This is a genomic window from Gelidibacter mesophilus DSM 14095 (assembly GCF_000423005.1).
GTDB classification, from domain to species: Bacteria; Bacteroidota; Bacteroidia; order Flavobacteriales; family Flavobacteriaceae; genus Gelidibacter; species Gelidibacter mesophilus.
This window is the reverse complement of record NZ_AUHD01000007.1, coordinates 299,693-317,271: the sequence shown is the minus strand read 5'-3', so window position 1 is coordinate 317,271 and position 17,579 is coordinate 299,693. Positions and strand designations below refer to the sequence as shown.

Below are 17,579 nucleotides of genomic sequence, written 5' to 3'. Positions count from 1 at the left end.
ATAGTTTTATAGCAATCACATAGGACTAATGAGAGATTTGGTCATAAAAAAGCACCTCATTTGAGGTGCTTTTTTCAATTGTTATAGTTTAATCAATCCTTTTTAAGCATCAATTTTTGCATAAATCGCATTTTTCTCAATAAACTCTCTACGAGGTGGCACTTCATCTCCCATCAACATTGAAAACACACGGTCTGCCTCTGCGCCATTGTCAATTTGTATTTGACGTAAAGTACGGAACTCAGGATTCAAAGTGGTGTCCCAAAGTTGCTCTGCATTCATTTCTCCAAGACCTTTATATCTTTGGATACCTACACTTCCTCCAAACTGTTCAGCTATTTCATCACGCTCTTTATCACTCCAAGCATATTCTTTTTTCTGTCCTTTTTTAACCAAATACAATGGTGGTGTTGCGATATAGATATGTCCATTTTCAATTAATTCCTTCATATATCTAAAGAAGAATGTCAAAATAAGCGTGGCAATATGACTTCCATCAATATCCGCATCACACATAATGACCACTTTATGATATCGTAATTTTGAAAGGTTGAGCGCTTTACTATCCTCCTCTGTTCCTATCGTAACACCTAAGGCAGTAAAGATATTTTTGATCTCTTCATTTTCAAAAACACGATGCGTCATTGCTTTCTCAACGTTCAAAATCTTACCTCGTAATGGCAAGATGGCCTGAAATGCTCGGTCACGACCTTGCTTTGCCGTTCCACCTGCAGAATCTCCCTCAACTAAAAACACTTCACATTTTGCAGGATCTTGCTCTGAACAGTCACTCAGTTTCCCAGGCAGACCGCCAATACTCATCACAGTTTTGCGCTGCACCATTTCACGTGCTTTTTGAGCTGCATGACGCGCTTGAGCGGCCAGAATAACTTTCTGAACAATGGTTTTAGCATCATCTGGATGTTCTTCCAAATAATCAGTCAACATTTCAGACACTGCCTGACTTACAGATGCCGAAACTTCTCTATTCCCTAATTTGGTTTTGGTTTGACCTTCAAATTGTGGTTCTTGAACTTTTACTGAAATAATAGCCGTTAATCCTTCACGGAAGTCATCTCCCGCAATCTCAAATTTAAGATTTTTGAGCAAGCCAGATTCATCAGCGTATTTTTTAAGAGTATGAGTTAAACCACGTCTAAAGCCCGATAAATGTGTTCCACCTTCGTGCGTGTTAATATTGTTTACATAAGAATGCAAATTCTCAGCGTAGCTCGTATTATAAATCATGGCTACTTCAACAGGAACACCATTTTTTTCGCCCTCAAAAGCAATCACCTCTTTTACTAAAGGTTCACGATTACCGTCTAAGAATTTGATAAATTCCTTTAAACCTTCTTCTGAATGAAAGGTCTCTCCTTCAAAAGTCCCATCTTCTTTCACCGTACGTTTATCAACCAAGTGAATTGTAATTCCTTTATTAAGATAGGCCAATTCACGCATACGGCTGGCTAAAGTATCATAGCTATACTCTAAAACATGTGTAAAAATTGTAGGATCTGGTTTAAAAGTAACCATAGTTCCTCTTTTATCGGTCTCACCAATCTTCTTGACAGGATACATTGGTTTCCCTTTCTCGTATTCCTGTTCCCAGATCTCCCCCTTTCTATACACCGTTGCTGTCAAGTGCTCAGACAAGGCGTTCACACAACTCACACCTACACCATGCAATCCTCCAGAAACTTTATAGGAATCTTTATCAAATTTCCCACCAGCACCAATCTTGGTCATCACCACCTCAAGTGCGGATACACCTTCCTTTTTGTGTAAATCTATAGGAATACCACGACCATCATCTTCTGTGGTTATGGAATTATCTTCATTTATAGTGACCGTAATATTATCACAATGCCCGGCCATTGCCTCATCAATAGAGTTATCCACCACCTCATAAACTAAATGATGCAAACCTCGTACTCCAGTATCACCAATATACATGGACGGACGCATACGAACGTGCTCCATGCCCTCAAGGGCCTGAATACTATCCGCAGAATAATTATCCTTATTAAATTCTTCTTTCATGTGTTTTTATTTATTATTTATAAATGGACACTTGCAGCTCTTTATACACGTCTCTTCAATAAATACGTTTTGAACATGCCTGTGTCATCATGCTTTTTATTTGCTTTAAAACAAAATTTAACCCCTATCCCTACCTAGAGCACAAAGTAAAAGATCATTTTAAACTTTGTTTTGGTTGGTTAAACGTCATAAAAAAAAATGATACTTGCGCATCATTTTTGGATACTCACAAAGATACGAAATAACAACGCTTTTTGAAAGCATTTCGTCGATAAAGTATTGAATTTATCAACATTTGTTAACTAACCAATAACCTCTTAAATCGCTTAAAAAACACCTTAAAATCGATTTTGACAGATTTCAACATGTCCCCAAAATCATAAAAACGCCAAAATCCCGCACAAGCGAGATTTTGGGGGAATAAAATTCAACAATAAAACCCATTTATGCTTTAATGTAAGCATCGGAATGTACTTTAGCCACGGCCCGACCACTTGGGTCATTCATGTTTTTAAAGCTCTCATCCCATTCCAAAGCAATTTTGGTGCTACAGGCAACTGAAGCTTCCTGAGGCACACATAATGCTGCGGCATCACTCGGGAAATGTTCCGTAAAAATAGAGCGGTAATAGAACTCCTCCTTACTTGTTGGGGTCTGGATTGGAAACTTATATTTGGCGTTTGCTAATTGCTCATCACTTACCTCATTGGCAACCATAAGTTTAAGTGTATCAATCCAGCTGTAGCCAACGCCATCGCTGAACTGCTCTTTCTGTCTCCACGCCACACTTTCTGGCAACATATCTTCAAATGCTTTCCTGACTACCCATTTTTCCATGCGTTCGCCATTGATCATTTTATCTTGTGGGTTGATGCGCATGGCAACATCCATAAATTCTTTATCTAAAAATGGCACACGACCTTCAATGCCCCAAGCCGCAAGACTTTTATTGGCACGTAAACAATCGTACATGTGAAGTTTGCTTAATTTCCTAACTGTTTCCTCATGGAATTCTTTGGCATTTGGCGCTTTGTGAAAATAGAGATAGCCTCCAAATAATTCATCTGCTCCTTCGCCTGACAACACCATCTTAATACCCATTGATTTGATGACACGTGCCATCAAATACATTGGCGTACTGGCGCGAATGGTGGTTACATCATAAGTTTCAAGCTTGTAAATCACGTCTCTAAGTGCATCTAAACCTTCTTGGATGGTGAATTTAATTTCGTGATGGATCGTTCCGATATGATCCGCCACTTTTTGGGCAGCGGCCAAATCTGGAGAACCTTCCAATCCTACAGAAAAACTGTGTAATTGCGGATACCAAGCCGTCTGTGTGTCATCAGATTCAATACGTCTTTCTGCATATTTTTTAGCAACGGCAGAGGTAATGGAAGAATCCAACCCCCCGGACAGCAACACGCCATATGGCACATCGCTCATCAACTGCCTGTGCACAGCTGCCTCTAAAGCTTCTTTAATAGTTTTTATGCTTGTTTCATTGTCTTTCACCGCCTCATATTCCGTCCAATCACGTTTGTACCACTGCACGAATTCGCCATCCCTACTGGACATATAATGCCCTGGAGGAAATAATTCAATCTTGGTGCAATATCCTTCCAATGCTTTCAGTTCTGAAGCCACATAAAAAGTTCCGTTCTGATCCCATCCTATATATAAAGGAATAATACCCATATGGTCACGAGCGATAAAATATTCATCCTTTTCAACATCGTAAATAGCAAAGCCAAAGATCCCGTTCATCTCATCTATAAAGTCAAAGCCTTTTTCTTTATACAGCGCCAAAATAACTTCACAATCACTTTCAGTCTGAAACTTATAGTCTGGAAATTGCTTTCTTAATTCTCTATGGTTATATATTTCACCATTAGTGGCTAAAATCAAATTTTTATCCTCGCTCAATAAAGGCTGTTTTCCTGAAGCTGGATCAACAATAGCCAATCGCTCATGAACCATAATCGCCTTTTCATTATTATAGATGCCAGCCCAGTCTGGTCCGCGATGACGGATTTTTTTCGACATTTGCAATAATTGAGGTCTTAAATCTTCAGCTTTCTGTTTTAAATCAAAAGCACATACAATTCCACACATGATTCTATTTTTTAATAGTTATTGTTATTTTAATTCTAATGATAAGGCAAATATGACTATATGATTCTAAATATGAAACCAATAAGCGTTAAATGATTACATATTAAAACCAAATAATCAATTATATGTGTAATACAAAAGTATGAACACTCGTTATGGTATAATTTTTGAATATTCATAAACTTTTGATCTGCGTCTCATTATTAGTTCAATTTTAAGATAATTAACCTTATTTTTAACCTTCAAAAAAAATAGTTCTATGAAAACAGTTATTAAAACAGTCGTATTGGCATTCACTTTAATATTATCCTATAATGTCAACGCTCAAAAATTCCCCGATTTAGATCCGAGTCCAATGGATGCCGCAACTTACCCAAGTAGCTATAAGGTTTCTGATAAGACCATAAAGATCGTTTATAGCAGACCACAGTTAAAAGGTCGCGATTTGGCAAAATTAACACCTACAAATGAGGTTTGGAGAACAGGTGCGAATGAAGCTGCCGAAATAACGTTTTACAAACCTGTGACGTTTGGTGATGCTAAAGTAAAAGCAGGTACCTATTCTTTATTTACCATACCTGGGGATAAAGAATGGACTGTTATTTTAAGCTCAGATATCAACGTTTGGGGTGCTTACACTTATAAGCAAGCAAATGATGTGGCACGTATTAAAGTTCCAGTGTCTGAAAATAAAGAAGTTTTAGAGGCTTTTTCCATTACTTTTGAAGAATCAAAAACGGGCGCGGATATGTATATGGGATGGAGCACCTTAAGAGTTAAAGTTCCTTTTACGTTTTAAAGAACACCTTACATGAAAAAAAAGAGTCTCACCCTGTTAGACTCTTTTTTTTATGGAATATTTAAATATTTATGTGTTTGCAAAGACACTTTCCATTTAGGATTGGCCATGACATAATCGACTATTTCTGGAACCACCTTGTCGCGTTTACTCCATTCAGGCTGTAAATATAAAATACAATCCTTATTGACTTTGGCGGCTTGCTCTTCCGCAAATCTAAAATCGTCCTTATTATAAATGATCACTTTTAGCTCATTGGCATGGTCATAAACATCTTGGGTAGGGAGTTTCAGTTTTTTTGGCGACAAACAGATCCAATCCCAATTTCCGGTTAATGGATAGGCGCCTGAAGTCTCAATGTGTATCTGCAAACCCTTCTCTTTTAGTTTGGAGGTTAGCGGCTCCATATTCCACATTAATGGCTCTCCACCAGTAACAACAATTGTCCTGCTATATTTGGCTGCATTTTCAACAATAATATCGGCCATCGTGGGCGGATGCAATTCAGCATCCCAACTTTCTTTGACATCACACCAATGACAGCCCACGTCACAACCACCCAATCTTATAAAATAGGCAGCCGTTCCTTTGTGGAATCCTTCACCCTGAATGGTGTAAAACTCTTCCATTAATGGCAACAAAAGTCCTTGATCAATCAATACCTGTTTTTCACTTTTTATCATAGGGCGCAAAGATACTTTATAATCCTAAAAGGTAGAGATTAGATAAAAGAAGTTTTTACTTGGAGGCAATGACATCAATTTCGATAAGTGCATTGACCGCCAAACCATTTGCTGCAAAGGTGGTCCGTGCTGGTTTATTGGAAAAATATTCTTTATAAATCATATTGAATATCATAAAATCATCCATATTATTTAAGATCACCGTACACTTGACCACTTTATCCAATGAAGAATCATGATGTTCCAAAACAGCTTTGATATTCTCAAAACACTGTCTGGTTTCAGCCTCAATACCACCTTTAACCAAAGTACGTGTTTCGTGGTCCATCCCGACTTGACCGCTTAAAAACAAAAAGCCATTACTCTCAACCACATCACTAAATGGTGCGTCTTGTTTTTTTGCTTCATGTGATTTATGGAAAATAACCTCATGAGACGACTTTTTACATCCATTGGCAAGGAAGACGAGCAAAACGATGAACAAAAGTGACTTAAGTTTCATTTTTTATCTTTTATACTTGAATAAAATTACACTATTTTTATCCAAAATTTAGAATTTATGGCCAGAAAGGATGATTTCTTCAAGCACATACAAAAGGGCAACACAAATAAAGGCGATTTTATTACGCTAGGTGCTGCAATGTTGGATGGCGAAACCATTACGAACGCTTTCGTTAATGTGCCCTTAAAAACTTTAAATAGACACGGACTGATTGCTGGTGCCACAGGAACCGGAAAAACCAAAACCCTACAGGTGTTAGCTGAAAACCTATCAGAAAAAGGCATTCCCGTTTTATTAATGGACATAAAAGGTGATTTAAGTGGGTTGGCAGAGGCAAGTCCAGGACACGCTAAAATTAACGAACGTCACGCTAAAATTGGCCTCCCATTTGAACCTAAATCGTTTCCAGTTGAGATCCTAACTTTATCTGAACAAGATGGCGTCCGACTGAGGGCAACGGTCAGCGAATTTGGCCCCGTGCTTTTATCCCGTATTCTTGATCTTTCAGACACCCAGTCTGGAATAGTTGCAGTAATTTTTAAATACTGTGATGATCATAAAATGCCACTTTTGGATATCAAGGATTTTAAAAAGATTTTACAATATTCTACTCAAGAAGGCAAGGCCGAGTTTGAAGAAGAATATGGTCGCATTTCTACAGCATCCACTGGCGCTATTCTTAGAAAAATTGTAGAATTGGAGCAACAAGGTGCCGATTTGTTTTTTGGTGAGACCTCCTTTGAAGTGGACGATTTATTAAGGATTGATGAAAATGGTAGAGGCTATATTAATATTATTCGCTTGACGGATATTCAAGATAAACCAAAATTGTTCTCAACTTTTATGTTGAGTCTATTGGCTGAAATCTATTCTACATTCCCTGAAAAAGGTGATACAGGAAGGCCTGAACTTATTCTTTTCATTGACGAGGCGCATTTAATTTTTGATGAAGCTTCAAAAGCCTTATTAAGCCAAATCGAGAGCATTGTCAAATTGATCAGAAGTAAAGGTGTAGGAATTTATTTTGTTACCCAAAACCCAACCGATGTTCCTGAAGCGGTATTAAGTCAGTTGGGATTAAAAATACAACACGCTTTACGAGCGTTTACTGCTAAAGATAGAAAAGCCATTAAATTAACGGCACAAAACTATCCTGACACCGACTACTATGATACCGCATCTGTGTTAACTTCTTTGGGCACTGGAGAAGCCTTGGTAAGTGCTTTGGATGAAAAAGGCAAACCGACACCTTTGGCTGCAACCATGATGCGAGCACCAATGAGTCGTATGGATATTCTGAATGACAATGAATTATCAAACTTATTATCTAAGTCTCAACTAGTCAAAAAATACAACGAGACCATTGACCGAGACAGCGCCTATGAGATGCTTAACCGAAAGATTGAAAAGGCTGAAGCTTTAGATGAAAAAGAAAAGGCTAAAAAAGAATTGGAAGATCTCAAAAGGGCACAATCCAAGCAAAGCACTACCACGACACGCAGAAGTTCTGCCATGAATCCTATTGTTAAAGTACTTACCAGTGCTACGTTTATACGAAGTGTATTCGGGATTCTCTCCAAAGCCATGAAAAAAAAGTAAAACAAAAAAAAACTATTAACCACTAATCAATTTCTATTTCAAATGCACAAATCGCTTATTTATGTTGCTCTATTTTCACTTTTAGTAACCAGTTGTGGAAAAGATCAAGCCCCATTCTTAATTCAAAATCAAAATATTGGATCATTGACGGATTCTACCCAAGTTAAAGATTTAAAATCAGTTTTTGAAAATGATTCTATCGCCAACTATACTGGGAATAATGAGTTTACAAGAAACATTAATAATATCGATATTTTTGATAAAGCGGGCGCGGCATTATTAAGTGTATCACCGGCAAAAAGAGCTGATTCAACTGCCGTTATCAGCAGTGTTCGCATTTTGGATCCACGTTATAAGACAAAAAAAGGAATTTCGACGTCAAGTACTTTCAAAGACATCCAAAGCGCATATACGATTTCAAAAATTGACAATTTAATCAATTCCATAGTAGTTAGTGTCAAGGAAATCAATGCCTCATTCACCATCGACAAAAAAGAATTGCCATCAAATTTACGCTTCGATAGAAGCATTTCCATTGAAGCCTCTCAGATACCAGATACTGCAAAAGTAAAATACTTTTTCATCCACTGGAACTAAACCAAAACCCATAACGGATGAGTTCATTTTTTTCAAAAATATTAGTTACGATTGCTCGGAGAAAACTTGAGCACGAAAACTCATCTGAAAAAATTAGTAACAAACAGGTCATTCCTTTAGCGCGGCAGATTCGCGTAGAATTCAAACACGCTATTAAAGATTCTACTTATGTTCTTATAGGTATCTTGTCGGCAGGTTTCGGATTAAAAGGCTTTTTATTGCCCAATCGATTTATAGATGGAGGTGCTACAGGTATTTCATTACTCTTAGAGAATATCACTGAGATCAATTTGAGTTATTTATTGATCTTAGTGAATATCCCATTTTTAATTCTTGCGGCAAAAACATTTAGTATAAAGTTTGCCGTAAGAAGCATCATTACCATTGCTATATTAGCCGTGGTAGTGCACTATGTGGACTATCCAACCATTACTGAAGACCCCTTATTAATTGCGGTTTTCGGAGGATTTTTTCTTGGTTTGGGAATAGGAATGGCGATGCGAGGCGGCAGCGTTATTGATGGCACTGAGGTATTGGCCATATGGCTCAGTAAAAAGCTTTCGATTACCATAGGAGATGTCCTTCTCTTAATCAATATCATCATTTTCTCATTTGGGGCTTATATTTTATCAATAGAAGTTGCCCTTTACGCGATATTAACGTACCTATCTGCTGCGAAAACAGTCGATTTTATTGTGGATGGTGTTGAAGAGTATGTTGGCGTAACGATCATATCAGAGAAAAACTCAGAACTTCGGAAAATGATTGTGGAAAAACTAAGACGTGCCTGCACTATTTATGCGGGAAAAGGTGGATTTGGAGGAAGCAGCGAAAGTTATGATAAAGACATCATTTACACGGTGGTCACCAGACTTGAACTCGCAAAGCTACATACTGAAATAGATAAAATTGACGAAAATGCATTTATTATCATGGGACTTGTAAAAGATATCAGAGGTGGTATGATCAAACGAAAACCTTTAAAGTAAGTTGGAGGACTGAGGACTTAAAAAATTTAAAAAAACACAATCAATGTCGAAAAAACGCTATATCATCCAAAGATCTCCTTTTGTTGTACCTACTACCGACGGCAAAATAATAAAAGAACATTTTGGAGCTGCAACAGATAGTAACTCCCAACTGAGTATTGCCCACATGATCGCGCCAGCAGGATGGAGTGAACCTTTTCAAACCCCAGAGTTTGACGAATACACCTTTGTCATTAGCGGTAAAAAGCAATTTAATATTGAGGATGAAACGGTAATTCTTTCAGCAGGCGAATCCATAAAAATCGAAAAGAACACCAGAGTTCAATACTCTAATCCATATACTGAGCCTTGTCACTACATTGCTATTTGTCTTCCAGCATTTTCAATGGCGCTTGTAAACAGAGAAGGTTAACAAAACGCATATAAAGCTCCCAAGCATGAAACTTCTCATCAAAATAATCGGAACTTATTACAACGCACTTAGCTATGTCTCAAAACCGTATGCTGCAGATAAAGCTTTGAATTTGTTCACAAAGCCACGCGCCGGAAAAATAAGTGAGGAACAATCCGATTTTTTACATACCGCATTTCAAGAAGAGCTGAATTATGAAAAATATCATATTATGACCTATCGGTGGCTTGGAAAAAAACAAACTATCCTACTTACCCATGGTTGGGAAAGCAATTCTGCCCGTTGGAAAAAACTCATCTTAGAACTCAAAAAAAGAGGGCATAATGTGGTTGCACTTGATGCGCCAGCTCACGGCCGCTCCGGAGGCCGCGTCTTTAATGCGATGTTGTATGCAGAATTCATTAATGTGGCTGCAAAACGATTTTCTCCAGATATTATTATCGGGCATTCTGTTGGCGGCATGGCTTCTGCTTTTTTTCAACATAAATATCAATTTGCTAAAATAAAAAAAATCATTCTGTTAGGGTCACCTTCTGAATTTCAAGATGTCATAAAGCGCTATACAGACATGTTAGGTTATAACCAGCGTATCGTCTCTCAATTGCAACACACTATTATAGAACGTTTCGGGAATACTGCGGACAGCTTTTCAACGGCAAAATTTCTTGCAACCATTGAATCCGAAGGCCTGATCATACATGATCAGGATGATCGGATTATCCCTTATAATGATGCCTTACTTATAAAAGATAGTTTTAAGAATAGTCATCTCATTACCACCAAAGGTCTCGGACATTCTTTGAGTGATGAATCTGTTGCCAATCATATTTACGCATTTATTGATGCCTAATCCGTTATCTTTGTTACATGGAAGAAAATCTCAAAAGAATCAATAAATTTTTAAGCGAAGCAGGCTATTGCTCTCGTAGGGAAGCCGACAAACTGATTGACGCAGGCCGCGTAACCATCAACGGAAAGATACCTGAAATGGGTACAAAAATCTCAGTTAATGATGTGGTTCAGGTGGATGGAAAACCTATCAAGAACACTAAGGACGCCTTTGTTTATTTAGCATTCAACAAACCAATAGGCATTGTATGCACAACGGACACGCGTGTTGAAAAGGATAACATTATAGATTACATCAAATATCCAAAACGCATCTTCCCTATTGGCAGGTTGGACAAACCTAGTGAAGGTTTAATCCTCTTGACCGATGATGGCGATATCGTAAACAAAATTCTTAGAGCAAGCAATAATCATGATAAGGAATATATCGTTACCGTAAACAAACCTATTTCTCAAACCTTTATTGAAAGAATGTCTAACGGCGTACCTATTTTAGATACCATCTCAAAAAAATGTACGGTCGAAAAGTTGGGCACAAACGAGTTCAGAATTATATTGACCCAAGGATTGAATAGACAAATCCGGAGAATGTGCGAGTATTTGGATTATGAAGTGGAGACATTAAAGCGGGTAAGGATTATGAATATCAAATTAGATATGCCCATTGGCACCTATCGTGAATTGACTGAAGAAGAATTTAAGGATTTGAATAAACTCTTGGAGGATTCAGCTAAAGAAGTAACGTCCACCGAACCTCCCCGCAGAAGAAAAAACAAATAAAATTTGCATAGCTGCTACCTTGAATTAATTTTACGATACAAACCTAAAACTTTATTTTATGATTAGAATCTTAGCATTAATATTGACCATTGGAGGAATGATTGCCTTGATATTAGGTGTATTGGGCATCTTCGGAAACAGTTTAACTTCATTAAGTCCTTGGGCTTTGACTATTTTGGGAGGTGTTTTTTTTATTGCCGGTGTCTCCCTGTTAAAATATCGAAAAGACGAACCAACCAAATAAGATATGACAATTGCTTTATCACCATTTCACATTGCCATTCCGGTACATAATCTAGAAACATGTCGTACTTTTTATAGGGATGTTTTAAACTGTGCCGAAGGCAGAAGCTCTGACCATTGGGTAGATTTCAATTTTTTTGGACATCAACTGGTCATTCATTATAAAGAGAAATCAACAGACGACGAACACACTAATAGCGTTGACGGAAAAAATGTTCCCGTCCCACATTATGGTGTAGTATTACCATGGCAGGTATTTCAAGATTTCGCAAAGGATTTAAAAAATAAGGAGGTTCAATTTACAATAGCACCATATTCGTTTTGAAGGTCAAGTAGGAGAGCAAGCCACCATGTTTTTTCTGGACCCTTCTGGTAATGCACTAGAATTCAAAGCTTTTAAAGATATAGACCAATTATTCGCTAAATAAATCTAGACAGTTTCAATATGGCGCTTGCTCCCTTTTTTTCTTTGATAGAAATAAAAAGGTAAATAAATGAGCATGAAATAAGGGATCAAAATTATTTGTACGACTATAATATATAGTGGCCATTCTCCTAGATAATCCAACAAGGATGCTGATTGTGGTTTTCTATTGAGATAAAAGTAATTCGCGTTGAGCAGATAATTGATAAACATTATTGCCAAAAAATAAAGTTGTAAGGCTAAAAATGACTTGAGTACACTTCTAAACGTTGGCATCATTTTAAAGACAAAAGTGGCGTAGCTTATTATCATCAAAAGTCCTAAATGCACTACCCAATATCTGATAAAATTAAACGAAGGAAACCCGGAAGCAATATCCGGAGTGATAACAGCTTGTAAGGTTCCAGCAATAATCCAGAACACCAAAATTTCATACATCCAAAATTTACGGTAATACGTAAATAAAGGAATTAAAATAGCCAATAAGCTACATAGGTATAATGGTAGGTCTTTTTGGATATCGTAATCATCAAAAAGCAACTTATGAAGATGAAAGCCAATCACGGTCAGCGAGACCCCAATAGCAATAATGTGAATAAGTTGGGATTGGATTTTTAAGCCTGGGTGTTTTTTTGCATAATAAATGATAGCAACTCCTAGAATGAGGGCAATAAGAATAGGAAGCCAATGCTCCAAACTTCCAAATGCCACACGTTGTATGACTAGTGGCATTGAAGAACGAATGATTTGCATAAAGCCCTATAATTGGTGATTGTCTTTTTTAAATTTGACGCTCTCTTGCCAAAAGCGTATTTTTAAGTAACATGGCAATCGTCATTGGACCAACACCACCAGGGACTGGCGTTATAAAACTTGCTTTTTTACTGACATTCTCAAAATCGACATCACCAGTAATTCGGTATCCCTTTTCTGTAGTGTCATCAGGAACTCGGGTAATTCCCACATCAATGATAACGGCATCATCTTTTACCATTTCCGCTTTTAAGAAATTGGGCACACCAAGAGCTGAGATAATAATGTCCGCCTGAGAAGTGATTTGTGTGATGTTTTTAGTATGACTGTGTGTTAAGGTAACCGTTGAGTTTCCTGGAAACCCTTTTCTCCCCATCAATATGCTCATCGGTCTTCCAACAATGTGGCTACGACCAATGACAACAGTATGTTTTCCTTGGGTATCCACACCATATCTATCCAACAATTCTAAGATGCCAAAAGGCGTTGCAGGAATAAAAGTGGACATATCTAAGGCCATTCTTCCAAAGTTCATTGGGTGAAAACCATCCACATCCTTATCAGGATTTACGGCTAAGAGTACCTTTTGGGTATCTATTTGTTTTGGTAATGGCAACTGAATAATGAAACCGTCAATATCTGGGTTTTCATTTAATTCTTTAATCTTATCCAACAATTCAACTTGACTTGTGGTATTTGAAAGACGCACCATGGTGGATTCAAACCCAACGCGTTCGCAGGCGCGAACTTTACTGGCGACATAGGTCAAACTTGCACCATCGTTACCCACTATAATAGCGGCAAGATGAGGCACTTTTTCGCCATTATCCTTCATTTTTTTTACCTGTTCGGCAATTTCATTCTTAATGTCATTGCTTACTTTTTTACCATCGAGTAAAACCATTCTTATTTAATGTTTAATTAACCACGAATACACGAATAATTTTCTCGCAGAGACGCAGAGGCGCACTTGTTTATTTTTAATTATTATAACTAACTTTCGGCTAAAACTTATCAACTGAGGACTGTTAACCGAAAGCTGCCAACTGAGAATTGAAGACTACTTCATTCCTTTCATTGCCTGCATCATCGCTTTTCCTTTACCACCTTGCATCATCTTCATCATTTTGCTCATTTGATCGAACTGTTTCAAAAGTTGATTTACTTCTTGAACCGAAGTCCCTGAACCTTTACCAATACGTTTCTTTCTACTGGCATTAATAACCGAAGGATTTGTTCTTTCTAATGGGGTCATGGAATGGATAATGGCTTCAATGCCTTTAAAAGCATCGTCATCAATATCAACATCTTTCATCATCTTTCCAGCCCCAGGAATCATGCCCATAAGGTCTTTCATGTTCCCCATCTTTTTGATTTGCTGAATCTGCTTCAAGAAATCATCAAACCCGAATTGATTTTTAGCAATTTTCTTTTGAAGTTTCCGCGCTTCATCTTCATCAAACTGCTCTTGAGCCCGCTCAACAAGTGAAACAACATCTCCCATGCCCAAAATACGATCTGCCATACGTGATGGATAGAACACGTCAATGGCTTCCATTTTCTCGCCTGTACCAATAAATTTAATTGGCTTATTGACCACAGATTTAATCGAAATGGCCGCACCACCACGTGTATCCCCATCTAATTTGGTAAGGATAACACCGTCAAAATTTAATAAGTCGTTAAAGGCTTTTGCGGTATTCACGGCATCCTGACCGGTCATAGCATCCACCACAAATAAGGTTTCTTGGGGCTGAATAGCTGTATGGATGTTTGATATCTCGGTCATCATCACCTCATCAACAGCCAAACGCCCTGCCGTATCTATAATGACCACATTATAGCCGTTTGCTTTGGCGTGCGCAATACCAGCCTTAGCAATGGCCACAGGATCAGTATTGCCCTTATCACTGTACACCTCAACATTAATTTGATCTCCTACAACATGCAATTGATCTACTGCTGCAGGACGGTACACGTCACAGGCCACCAATAAAGGCTTCTTTGTTTTCTTATTTTTAAGATAATTGGCAAGTTTACCAGAAAAAGTAGTTTTACCAGAACCCTGCAAACCAGACATTAAAATAACACTTGGGCTGCCAGAAAGATTAAGTCCTTCAGCATCGCCACCCATAAGTTCAGTCAGTTCATCCTTGACCAATTTTACCATTAACTGTCCTGGCTGCAAAGTGGTCAATACATTTTGACCCAATGCTTTTTCCTTGACTGTATTGGTAAATTCCTTGGCAATTTTAAAGTTGACATCCGCATCCAACAAGGCTCTACGCACCTCTTTTAAGGTTTCGGCAACGTTAACTTCTGTAATACTGCCATGTCCTTTAAGAACGTGTAGTGCTTTATCTAACTTTTCACTTAAATTATTAAACATATGATTTCAGTCTTCTGTTTGTAGTTTTAAACTACAACCAATTAAATTTTGAATTGCAAATTTACATATTTGATGTCTATTTATAAAACCTATGGGCTTAATAAATATCATCTTGACAAGCTTGTCAGATATTGAATTTCGGATCCCCCGAAACAGCAGGATAAGTTCAACCATCATAACCTCATCCCTTCGTCGTAAAGTTATGGATTTCACTAATAAATTACATCCGCTCGGGCACATCAATTCCCAATAAACCAAAGGCATTTTTGATTGTCACGGCCACTTTATGAGACAAGGCTACTCTGAAGGCTTTTTCATTATCATTTTCAGCCCCAAGAATGGACACATTTTGATAAAAAGAATTAAACTCTTTTACCAAATCATAGGTGTAATTGGCAACAAGTGCCGGGCTGTGATTTGCCGCCGCATTTTGGATGACTTCAGGAAACAAGAGCAACTGTTTAATAAGTTCCTTTTCCTTCTCATGTAACGCGATTGCGTCACTATCAATAGCCGCTGTCAAATTTGATTTTCTTAATATGGATTGGATTCTGGCATAGGTATATTGAATAAACGGCCCAGTATTGCCTTGAAAATCGATAGATTCTTTCGGATCGAAAAGAATCCGTTTTCTTGGATCCACTTTTAATATATAATATTTCAGTGCCCCCAAACCAATGGATTTGTACAGCTCGTCTTTCTCAGCATCTGAATATCCATCCAACTTGCCCAATTCTTCAGAGATCTCTTCAGCTGTTTTAGCCATTTCGACGATCAGATCATCAGCATCTACAACAGTACCTTCTCTACTCTTCATTTTTCCAGAGGGCAAATCAACCATGCCATAACTTAAGTGAAATAAGTTTTTGGCCCATTCAAAACCTAACTTCTTAATGATCAAAAACAAGACTTGAAAATGGTATTCCTGCTCATTTCCTACCGTATAAACCATGCCTCCAACATCAGGAAAATCTTTAACCCGCTGTATGGCCGTGCCAATATCCTGTGTCATATATACGGCGGTTCCGTCTGAACGGAGGACTATTTTTTCGTCCAAACCATCTTCAGTCAAATCACACCAAATAGAACCATCTTCTTTTTTAAAAAACACACCCGATTTGAGACCTTCCGCTACAAATTCCTTACCTAAAAGATAGGTTTGACTTTCGTAGTAAAGATTGTCAAAATCAACGCCCAAGTTCTTATAAGTTTCATCAAAACCTCTATAAACCCACACATTCATTTTTTCCCAAAGTGCCACAGTTTCTAGATCTCCTGCCTCCCATTTCTGAAGCATTTCTTGTGCATCAATGATGAGAGGTGCTTGCTTCTTCGCTTCTTCTTCAGTTTTACCCTGAGCAATCAATTCCTGAATTTCCTTTTTGTATTCTTTATCAAACTTTACATAGTAATTCCCTACCAGCTTATCCCCTTTCAATCCAGAAGATTCAGGAGTCTCTCCGTTTCCAAAACGTTTCCAAGCCAACATACTTTTACAAATATGGATTCCTCGGTCATTGATGATTTGTGTTTTATAGACTTTTTTACCTGAAGCTTTTAAGATTTCTGCAACACTATAACCTAACAAATTATTACGGATGTGTCCTAAATGCAAAGGCTTATTGGTGTTTGGAGAAGAATATTCTACCATAATGGCCTTGTTCTCTGGTTGAGATGCTACAAATCCGAAAGTTTCATTGTCTTTTATAGATTCAAAAATTTTAAGATAATAGGCAGCGTCGATCTCAATATTCAAAAATCCTTTCACCACATTGAACGATTTGACCTCATCAATTTTATCTAGAAGGTATGCGCCAATTTGTTCACCAATCTGTACCGGATTCCCTTTAACCACACGGAGCATCGGAAAAACAACTACAGTCACATCGCCCACAAATTCTTTGCGGGTGGCCTGTAATTCTACTGAGTCCAAAGTGGCGCCGAAAATATCGTTTACTGCTTTTTTTACCTGTTGTGATAAGGTTTCCTGAAGATTCATCTACTGTACAATTTAAGTTTGCAAAGATAGGATTTTAATTAATTTTTTTTAGATGCTAGAGCTGTATTGTTATGTAAAACGCCTCGTTCCGTTTTGACCCTAATATATTTCACTAAGATGAAACCTAAAAATACGTTATGAAAATAGAATCGAGCTTCTTTGTATTGCTATTCTTATTATAGAATGCAGAGATTCCAGACTAAGGATTGAGCATTATTAAAATCGAAACTCAGCACTTCAACATCCACTTGGTAAATTCCTTCTTCAATTAGAGCCATTTTTATAAACCAATGATTTTAAACACTATAATTAAACTTTACTTAGCCGTGGCCGCAGCTGTGCATTTCAACGGCAAAAGTGTCGTTTTTCCAAGATTTTGACCTTTCATCGGAAATGGAAAATA

The 17,579-nt window shown here is 37.6% G+C and carries 16 protein-coding genes and 1 pseudogene; 9 read left to right on the top strand and 8 right to left on the bottom strand.

The window, feature by feature from the left end:
* Positions 1-102: 102 nt before the first annotated feature.
* Positions 103-2,043, bottom strand: a complete 1,941-nt coding sequence (gene gyrB / locus G525_RS0110205; RefSeq protein WP_027126091.1) for a DNA topoisomerase (ATP-hydrolyzing) subunit B — start codon at positions 2,041-2,043, stop codon at positions 103-105.
* A 444-nt stretch (positions 2,044-2,487) separates the two neighbouring features.
* A complete protein-coding gene (gene asnB / locus G525_RS0110195; protein WP_027126090.1) occupies positions 2,488-4,158 on the bottom strand; it encodes an asparagine synthase B in 1,671 nt (556 codons plus the stop codon).
* A 259-nt stretch (positions 4,159-4,417) separates the two neighbouring features.
* On the opposite strand from asnB, the gene G525_RS0110190 reads away from it, so the two are divergent.
* Complete coding sequence (locus tag G525_RS0110190; protein WP_027126089.1) at positions 4,418-4,957, top strand: DUF2911 domain-containing protein; 540 nt, start codon at positions 4,418-4,420, stop codon at positions 4,955-4,957.
* Positions 4,958-5,007: 50 nt separating this feature from the next.
* Here G525_RS0110190 and G525_RS0110185 read toward each other — a convergent pair whose 3' ends face one another.
* Together G525_RS0110185 and G525_RS0110180 are read right to left on the bottom strand one after the other, a co-directional pair.
* Positions 5,008-5,640, bottom strand: coding sequence for a 7-carboxy-7-deazaguanine synthase QueE (locus G525_RS0110185; protein WP_027126088.1), 633 nt, complete (start codon positions 5,638-5,640; stop codon positions 5,008-5,010).
* 55 nt (positions 5,641-5,695) lie between these two features.
* Positions 5,696-6,142 carry a RidA family protein gene (locus G525_RS0110180; RefSeq protein WP_027126087.1) on the bottom strand — a complete coding sequence of 149 codons (447 nt, stop codon included), beginning with the start codon at positions 6,140-6,142 and terminating at the stop codon, positions 5,696-5,698.
* 57 nt (positions 6,143-6,199) lie between these two features.
* Here G525_RS0110180 and G525_RS0110175 point away from each other — a divergent pair, with 57 nt between their 5' ends.
* The 8 genes and pseudogenes from G525_RS0110175 (at position 6,200) to G525_RS20675 (ending at position 12,039) form a co-directional block, all read left to right on the top strand.
* A complete protein-coding gene (locus G525_RS0110175; RefSeq protein WP_027126086.1) occupies positions 6,200-7,741 on the top strand; it encodes a helicase HerA-like domain-containing protein in 1,542 nt (513 codons plus the stop codon).
* Between the two features lie 42 nt (positions 7,742-7,783).
* Positions 7,784-8,338 (top strand): hypothetical protein, encoded by a 555-nt coding sequence (locus tag G525_RS0110170; protein WP_027126085.1) that lies wholly within the window; start codon positions 7,784-7,786, stop codon positions 8,336-8,338.
* Positions 8,339-8,355: 17 nt separating this feature from the next.
* Positions 8,356-9,327: a YitT family protein gene (locus tag G525_RS0110165; protein ID WP_027126084.1), complete on the top strand. Its 972-nt coding sequence runs from the start codon at positions 8,356-8,358 to the stop codon at positions 9,325-9,327.
* A gap of 43 nt (positions 9,328-9,370) precedes the next feature.
* Positions 9,371-9,739 (top strand): cupin domain-containing protein, encoded by a 369-nt coding sequence (locus tag G525_RS0110160; RefSeq protein ID WP_027126083.1) that lies wholly within the window; start codon positions 9,371-9,373, stop codon positions 9,737-9,739.
* A gap of 25 nt (positions 9,740-9,764) precedes the next feature.
* A complete protein-coding gene (locus G525_RS0110155; RefSeq protein ID WP_027126082.1) occupies positions 9,765-10,589 on the top strand; it encodes an alpha/beta hydrolase in 825 nt (274 codons plus the stop codon).
* 17 nt (positions 10,590-10,606) lie between these two features.
* The gene (gene rluF / locus G525_RS0110150; RefSeq protein WP_027126081.1) at positions 10,607-11,368 is read left to right on the top strand and encodes a 23S rRNA pseudouridine(2604) synthase RluF; all 762 of its coding nucleotides are present in this window, start codon (positions 10,607-10,609) and stop codon (positions 11,366-11,368) included.
* A 58-nt stretch (positions 11,369-11,426) separates the two neighbouring features.
* The gene (locus tag G525_RS0110145; protein ID WP_027126080.1) at positions 11,427-11,612 is read left to right on the top strand and encodes a hypothetical protein; all 186 of its coding nucleotides are present in this window, start codon (positions 11,427-11,429) and stop codon (positions 11,610-11,612) included.
* A gap of 3 nt (positions 11,613-11,615) precedes the next feature.
* Positions 11,616-12,039, top strand: a pseudogene (locus tag G525_RS20675) (VOC family protein).
* A gap of 2 nt (positions 12,040-12,041) precedes the next feature.
* Here the strand turns inward: G525_RS20675 and G525_RS0110135 are convergent.
* The 4 genes from G525_RS0110135 to argS form a co-directional block, all read right to left on the bottom strand.
* Complete coding sequence (locus tag G525_RS0110135) at positions 12,042-12,767, bottom strand: YwaF family protein (RefSeq protein ID WP_027126079.1); 726 nt, start codon at positions 12,765-12,767, stop codon at positions 12,042-12,044.
* Positions 12,768-12,816: 49 nt separating this feature from the next.
* The gene (locus G525_RS0110130; RefSeq protein WP_027126078.1) at positions 12,817-13,692 is read right to left on the bottom strand and encodes a bifunctional 5,10-methylenetetrahydrofolate dehydrogenase/5,10-methenyltetrahydrofolate cyclohydrolase; all 876 of its coding nucleotides are present in this window, start codon (positions 13,690-13,692) and stop codon (positions 12,817-12,819) included.
* 156 nt (positions 13,693-13,848) lie between these two features.
* Positions 13,849-15,177 (bottom strand): signal recognition particle protein, encoded by a 1,329-nt coding sequence (gene ffh, locus G525_RS0110125; RefSeq protein WP_027126077.1) that lies wholly within the window; start codon positions 15,175-15,177, stop codon positions 13,849-13,851.
* Between the two features lie 220 nt (positions 15,178-15,397).
* A complete protein-coding gene (gene argS, locus G525_RS0110115; protein WP_027126076.1) occupies positions 15,398-17,176 on the bottom strand; it encodes an arginine--tRNA ligase in 1,779 nt (592 codons plus the stop codon).
* Positions 17,177-17,579: the final 403 nt, after the last annotated feature.

Excerpts from the sequence above, each read along its gene's own strand:
- rluF (WP_027126081.1), top strand. The coding sequence starts at position 10,607 with ATGGAAGAAAATCTCAAAAGAATCAATAAATTTTTAAGCGAAGCAGGC.
- asnB (WP_027126090.1), bottom strand. The coding sequence starts at position 4,158 with ATGTGTGGAATTGTATGTGCTTTTGATTTAAAACAGAAAGCTGAAGAT.
- G525_RS0110190 (WP_027126089.1), top strand. The coding sequence starts at position 4,418 with ATGAAAACAGTTATTAAAACAGTCGTATTGGCATTCACTTTAATATTA.
- argS (WP_027126076.1), bottom strand. The coding sequence starts at position 17,176 with ATGAATCTTCAGGAAACCTTATCACAACAGGTAAAAAAAGCAGTAAAC.
- ffh (WP_027126077.1), bottom strand. The coding sequence starts at position 15,177 with ATGTTTAATAATTTAAGTGAAAAGTTAGATAAAGCACTACACGTTCTT.
- gyrB (WP_027126091.1), bottom strand. The coding sequence starts at position 2,043 with ATGAAAGAAGAATTTAATAAGGATAATTATTCTGCGGATAGTATTCAG.
- G525_RS0110185 (WP_027126088.1), bottom strand. The coding sequence starts at position 5,640 with ATGATAAAAAGTGAAAAACAGGTATTGATTGATCAAGGACTTTTGTTG.
- G525_RS0110170 (WP_027126085.1), top strand. The coding sequence starts at position 7,784 with ATGCACAAATCGCTTATTTATGTTGCTCTATTTTCACTTTTAGTAACC.
- G525_RS0110130 (WP_027126078.1), bottom strand. The coding sequence starts at position 13,692 with ATGGTTTTACTCGATGGTAAAAAAGTAAGCAATGACATTAAGAATGAA.
- G525_RS0110160 (WP_027126083.1), top strand. The coding sequence starts at position 9,371 with ATGTCGAAAAAACGCTATATCATCCAAAGATCTCCTTTTGTTGTACCT.
- G525_RS0110175 (WP_027126086.1), top strand. The coding sequence starts at position 6,200 with ATGGCCAGAAAGGATGATTTCTTCAAGCACATACAAAAGGGCAACACA.
- G525_RS0110165 (WP_027126084.1), top strand. The coding sequence starts at position 8,356 with ATGAGTTCATTTTTTTCAAAAATATTAGTTACGATTGCTCGGAGAAAA.
- G525_RS0110145 (WP_027126080.1), top strand. The coding sequence starts at position 11,427 with ATGATTAGAATCTTAGCATTAATATTGACCATTGGAGGAATGATTGCC.
- G525_RS0110135 (WP_027126079.1), bottom strand. The coding sequence starts at position 12,767 with ATGCCACTAGTCATACAACGTGTGGCATTTGGAAGTTTGGAGCATTGG.
- G525_RS0110155 (WP_027126082.1), top strand. The coding sequence starts at position 9,765 with ATGAAACTTCTCATCAAAATAATCGGAACTTATTACAACGCACTTAGC.
- G525_RS0110180 (WP_027126087.1), bottom strand. The coding sequence starts at position 6,142 with ATGAAACTTAAGTCACTTTTGTTCATCGTTTTGCTCGTCTTCCTTGCC.